5 protein-coding genes and 1 tRNA gene are annotated in these 4776 nt (G+C 58.6%); 2 read left to right on the top strand and 4 right to left on the bottom strand.

From position 1 onward, the window contains the following. Nucleotides 1–203: 203 nt before the first annotated feature. Together HMPREF2604_RS05350 and orn are read right to left on the bottom strand one after the other, a co-directional pair. Nucleotides 204–276: transfer RNA gene (locus HMPREF2604_RS05350), tRNA-His, on the bottom strand. Between the two features lie 49 nt (nucleotides 277–325). Beyond that, nucleotides 326–958 (bottom strand): oligoribonuclease, encoded by a 633-nt coding sequence (orn, locus tag HMPREF2604_RS05345; RefSeq protein WP_070522488.1) that lies wholly within the window; start codon nucleotides 956–958, stop codon nucleotides 326–328. A 272-nt stretch (nucleotides 959–1230) separates the two neighbouring features. Between orn and HMPREF2604_RS05340 the strand changes: the two genes are divergently transcribed. Beyond that, on the top strand, nucleotides 1231–2775 hold the full coding sequence (locus HMPREF2604_RS05340) for an alanine/glycine:cation symporter family protein (RefSeq protein ID WP_070561394.1): 1545 nt from the start codon (nucleotides 1231–1233) through the stop codon (nucleotides 2773–2775). 44 nt (nucleotides 2776–2819) lie between these two features. On the opposite strand, the gene cmrA is transcribed toward HMPREF2604_RS05340, so the two are convergent. Next, nucleotides 2820–3632, bottom strand: coding sequence for a mycolate reductase (gene cmrA / locus HMPREF2604_RS05335; protein WP_070531534.1), 813 nt, complete (start codon nucleotides 3630–3632; stop codon nucleotides 2820–2822). A gap of 128 nt (nucleotides 3633–3760) precedes the next feature. Here cmrA and HMPREF2604_RS05330 point away from each other — a divergent pair, with 128 nt between their 5' ends. Further along, nucleotides 3761–3946, top strand: coding sequence for a PspC domain-containing protein (locus HMPREF2604_RS05330; RefSeq protein ID WP_010191177.1), 186 nt, complete (start codon nucleotides 3761–3763; stop codon nucleotides 3944–3946). Between the two features lie 22 nt (nucleotides 3947–3968). On the opposite strand, the gene HMPREF2604_RS05325 is transcribed toward HMPREF2604_RS05330, so the two are convergent. Beyond that, the gene (locus HMPREF2604_RS05325) at nucleotides 3969–4601 is read right to left on the bottom strand and encodes a hypothetical protein (RefSeq protein ID WP_070531532.1); all 633 of its coding nucleotides are present in this window, start codon (nucleotides 4599–4601) and stop codon (nucleotides 3969–3971) included. Nucleotides 4602–4776 lie beyond the last annotated feature (175 nt).

The raw sequence follows: 4776 nt of genomic DNA, 5'->3' as shown, positions 1-4776 counted from the left end.
CGCAAATCCACACGAAATGTCCCTTAAGCCACACCGTCTACGCCCAGTCATCCGGCCTGGAAGCGGCCAAATCTAGCCCCGACGACACGCCGAGTCAGACACACATTTTGACCCTTAAGCCCCGGTTAAGGGACATTTTGATCGTTAACCCCCAAATAAGAAACCCCCTCACCTTGCTTCCCAAGGTCAGGGGGTATTTTCGGGGTGGCTGACGGGGCTCGAACCCGCGACACCCAGGATCACAACCTGGTGCTCTACCAGCTGAACTACAGCCACCATCGTTGCCTGAAAGCAACGAGATACAGGTTAACTCACCTCGTTGAATTTACAAAAACGCCTGGTAATCATCGGTAGTGGCAGCCTTAAGATCCTCCGCTTCCGCGGTGGAGGGGCCGTCGTCCGTGCGGAATACGCTGCGGCGGTAGAAGTCGAGCTCTCGAATGGACTCAATAATGTCTTGCAGGGCTCGGTGTGCCATGCCCTTTTGTGGCTGGTTGTAGTATGCCCGCGGGTGCCAGCGGCGTGCTAGTTCCTTAATCGTGGAAACGTCAATCATTCGGTAGTGCAGCGCGGCGTCCAGGCGCGGCATGTATTCGCGAATGAAGGTGCGGTCCGTGGCGATGGAATTGCCTGCAAGGGGAGCAGGGTGGTTGGCGTCGCAGTGCTTCTCGACGAGCTTCAGTACCGCCTCCTCTGCCTCTTCGATTGTGATCGTGGATTCCCGGATTTCCTTGTCGAGACCGGACTTCGCATGCATCTCGGTGACGAAGTCATCCATCTCCGCCAGTTCTTCCTCTGTAGCGTGCACGACGAGGTCGAGGCCCTCGTCGAGGATGTTTAATTCGGCGTCCGTGATGACGGCGGCGACTTCCACGATTACGTGGCGCTGCGGTTCAAGTCCGGTCATCTCCAAGTCGATCCAGACGAGGCGGTCATTTTTGGCGGGAATATCACTCATGGCTTCCACCATAGTTTCTCTTCGGTCATGGTTTGGGAGGTGCCCTAGTCGGCTGAGATGGGGGTAAATGGGGGTGAGGAGGGGTCTCGTTGTGGAAGGTGCCTTTTTATTCGAGGTGTGCTGGGGTTTTCTGGTTGCCATTGAGGGGCAGTGTCGAGGGCTTCTTGAACTTTTTCATGATTTCTCTCACCAAACCCTTGGGAGATGGGACATTATTAGGTCAGCCTTTAAAGTGATGGCACTCACATATATCGAAGGACGGAAACCTACCGATGTCAGCCTTTCTTGACACTCTCAACTCATTAATTTGGTCACCAGCATTAGTCTTCCTGTGCCTCGGCGCGGGAATTTATTTCACCCTGGCCACCAAGTTCTTACAGGTGCGCTGCATTCCGGACATGATTAAGCAGCTGAAGGACGGCGAAAGCTCCGATTCAGGTGTCTCGTCCTTCCAATCGCTGATGATTTCCCTGGCGGGCCGCGTTGGCGTGGGAAACATCTCGGGCGTTGCAACCGCGATCGCTTTCGGCGGCCCAGGTGCTGTGTTCTGGATGTGGGCGGTGGCTCTGCTGGGTTCCGCAACCTCTTTCGTGGAATGTACCTTGGCGCAGGTTTATAAGGAGAAGGACCAAGACACCGACGAATACCGCGGTGGTCCGGCTTATTACATCGAGAAGGCCTATAAGCACACCAAGGCCGGTCCTTTCATGGTGGTCTATGGAATCGTCTTCGCTATTGCGATGATCCTTGCCACCAGCTACTTCCTGCCCGGCATTCAGGCTAACGGCGTGGCTGCGGCCGTACAGAACGCTTGGGGTGTTGAGGTCGGTTGGTCTGCCGTGATTCTGGGCGGAATTCTCGCCATCATCATTATTGGTGGCGTGAAGCGCATCGCTAACTTCGCCTCCCTCGTGGTCCCGTTCATGGCCGGCGCCTATATCCTTTTTGCCATCATCATCCTGATCATGAACTTCAACCAGATCCCCGAGGTCTTCGGCATGATCTTTAAGTCCGCTTTCGGCGCGGAGCAGGCTTTCTCCGGCCTATTGGGCTCGGCCATCATGTGGGGCGTGAAGCGCGGTATCTACTCCAACGAGGCAGGCCAAGGTACCGGCCCACAATCTGCCGCAGCTGCGGAGGTATCCCACCCAGCCAAGCAGGGCTTCGTGCAGGCCTTCGCGGTCTACATTGACACCCTCTTCGTGTGCTCTGCTACCGCATTCATCATCATCTCTACCGACATGTACAAGGTCTTCGAAGGCGAGTCGGAGGATGGCCCAGTGCGCTACGCCGGTGCAATCCCGGATGGGGTCGAGGTCGGTCCGGGCTTTGTCCAGCACGGTCTGGACACCCTGTTGGCAGGTTTCGGCCCGAGCTTCATTGCCATCGCTATTGCCTTCTTCGCCTTTACCACCGTTCTGGCGTACTACTACATGGCGGAGGTCAACCTGACCTATTTCAACCGCTGGATTAGCAACAAGACCGCCCGCCGCGCGTTGGTGTGGCTCCTGCGCATTCTCCTCGTGGTGTCCGTGGTTGTTGGCGCAACGACGACTCCGGGTGCTGCCTGGGCGCTGGGCGATATCGGCGTTGGCGCGACCGCGTGGCTCAACATCATCGCCATCCTCTTCCTCCAGGTCCCGGCCCTCAAGTGCCTCAAGGATTACAGCGCACAGAAGGCAGCTGGCAAGGACCCGCAATTTGACCCAGAAGCGTTGGGCATCAAGAACGCCGAGTTCTGGGTAGAGCGCAAGCTCGCCCGGGAGGAGGCCGCTCAGAAGGCTATCGCGGAGCAATCGCCGCTCCAAGGCAAGTAAAGCAATGCCCGCTCTCCACGGGGGAGAGCGGGCATTTTTATGTCCTAGGCCATCTTGGAATAGAAGCTGCCGATAAGCGGTGCAGCAATTGGGGTGGGCACAATCTTGCCCAACGCGTTCATTGCTTTTGATAGCGGCCCAGGAACCACGCGGCGCTGGTTGCGGGCCATGGCCTCCAGGGTCTCTTCGGAGCAGGACTCATAGGTGGTCCACAAGAAATCCGGGACTACCTTGTCCACGATGGATTGCTCTTCTTCGGGGATGACGGCATCGCGCACCGGGCCGGGGGCAAGCAGCGTGCAGGTTACGCCGGAGCCCTTGAGCTCGTAGTGCAGGGCCTCCGTGAACGCGTTAACACCTGCCTTGGTGAACACGTAGGTGGCGTTGTTCGGGATGGAGACGTTGCCCGCGGCCGATCCCACGTTGCAGATAGCGCCGCTGCGTCGCGGCAGCATCTGCTCAAGGGCGGCGCGCGTCAGGCGGTGAACGGCCTTTGCATTGAGGTCGAACTGCCGGGTTTCATAATCCCAGTCCTGCTCCATGAACTTGCCAAAGCTGGCGATGCCCGCCGAGTTGACGATGATGGAGATTTCCTTGCCCGCCATGAACTCGATGACGCGGTTCACGTCTGCGGCCTCGGAGAGGTCCGCTGCCAGCGCGATGGCGTCCACCTCGTGGCGCGAGCGCAGGTCCGCGGCGATGGATTCAAGGACGTCTTCGCGGCGGGCAACGAGAATGACGTTGTAGCCACGGGCGGCTAGGTCCTTGGCCATCGCAGCGCCAATGCCCTGGCTAGCGCCGGTCAGCAGCGCATACGAGGAGCGGGTAGGGGCGGGCAGCCCGGGGGAGTGAGCCATGAAACGGCGTCCTTTCTCTCAGGGTGGGAAGTTTCCACCCAGCGTAGAGCAATCAGGGTCTAAATCAGGGTAAACACCGATGAACCCTTCGGCCCAACTCTGGATAATGGACAGTGAAAGGAGACATCATGAACAACCAACGTTTGACCCGTTCCACAACTGACACGATGCTCGGAGGCGTGTGCGGCGGCATCGCACAGACCTACAACCTCGACCCGACCTTGGTGCGAATCCTCTTCGTTGTTGCCACGCTGCTGGGCTTCTCAGGAATTCTGCTCTACCTCATCCTCTGGGTCGTCATTCCAGTGGAGTAATCGGTAGTTTAGTTTCTACAAATTACTGCAGCGGGCCCATCGCCATGAAGCGCTTCCACGTTTCCCACTCATCACGCAGACGCGGCAGGGCGCTGGGTGGGGTTGCGGTGCCGTCGACAAGCGTGGCGTCCTGCATGCGTACGCCGTAGTCGAAGAAGAGAGCCCCGTGCCCGGAAGCGCCATAGCGGAGGACCGGCACCAAATTGAGCCCGTCGAATGACAAGGGCGCGTTGGGGCGCACATCAAGCCCCGCGATCGCCGCGAGGGTAGGAGCTAGGTCGAGCGGGGAGACAAGCTCAGTGCACTCCCCGGACTCTGCAACCCCGGGCCACAGGAGAGACATCGCGGCCTTATCCTCCTGCAGGGAACACACCGCTACGACGCCATCGAGATCATCCAACACGTGGGGGTCTGGTTGCTCAAGAAGCCGAAAGACCCGTGACGATGCGGGGCGGGTATCCTCCCGAACCTCGAAGCCAGCTGCCGCAAAAATGTCCGTGATGCGCGTTGTGGCTCCGCGCTGCGGGTACTGCCCGGTGAGCACTCCGCGGCGTGACTCCGCATAGCTTGGTGACGTCCCCCAGGCATTGCTGAAGCGCATTCCGCGCAGCGCGGATTGTGGAGCGTGGTCAAAAGTCGCGAGGGTGATGTCCATAAAAGTGTGTCCAAATTGTGCCCAAAGGCCACTTTCCGAGGCTTAATAAAACCCCAAAAAGTGTCCCTGACCTGCGTGCCCCCAGCAGGATTCGAACCCGCGACAAACACCCCATTGCCCAGCGTAAACACAACCTTTACGCCAATTTCCACGACAATTCCACGACCTCCGAAAA

Origin of the sequence: Corynebacterium sp. HMSC055A01, assembly GCF_001809405.1 — a bacterium.
GTDB lineage: Bacteria > Actinomycetota > Actinomycetes > Mycobacteriales > Mycobacteriaceae > Corynebacterium > Corynebacterium hesseae.
The sequence above is the reverse complement of the archived record's forward strand: the minus strand, read 5'-3'. Positions and strand labels throughout refer to the sequence as shown.

What these genes read in the sequence shown, in the direction of transcription:
- cmrA (WP_070531534.1), bottom strand. Translation starts at nt 3,632, where the DNA reads ATGGCTCACTCCCCCGGGCTGCCCGCCCCTACCCGCTCCTCGTATGCG.
- HMPREF2604_RS05325 (WP_070531532.1), bottom strand. Translation starts at nt 4,601, where the DNA reads ATGGACATCACCCTCGCGACTTTTGACCACGCTCCACAATCCGCGCTG.
- HMPREF2604_RS05340 (WP_070561394.1), top strand. Translation starts at nt 1,231, where the DNA reads ATGTCAGCCTTTCTTGACACTCTCAACTCATTAATTTGGTCACCAGCA.
- HMPREF2604_RS05330 (WP_010191177.1), top strand. Translation starts at nt 3,761, where the DNA reads ATGAACAACCAACGTTTGACCCGTTCCACAACTGACACGATGCTCGGA.
- orn (WP_070522488.1), bottom strand. Translation starts at nt 958, where the DNA reads ATGAGTGATATTCCCGCCAAAAATGACCGCCTCGTCTGGATCGACTTG.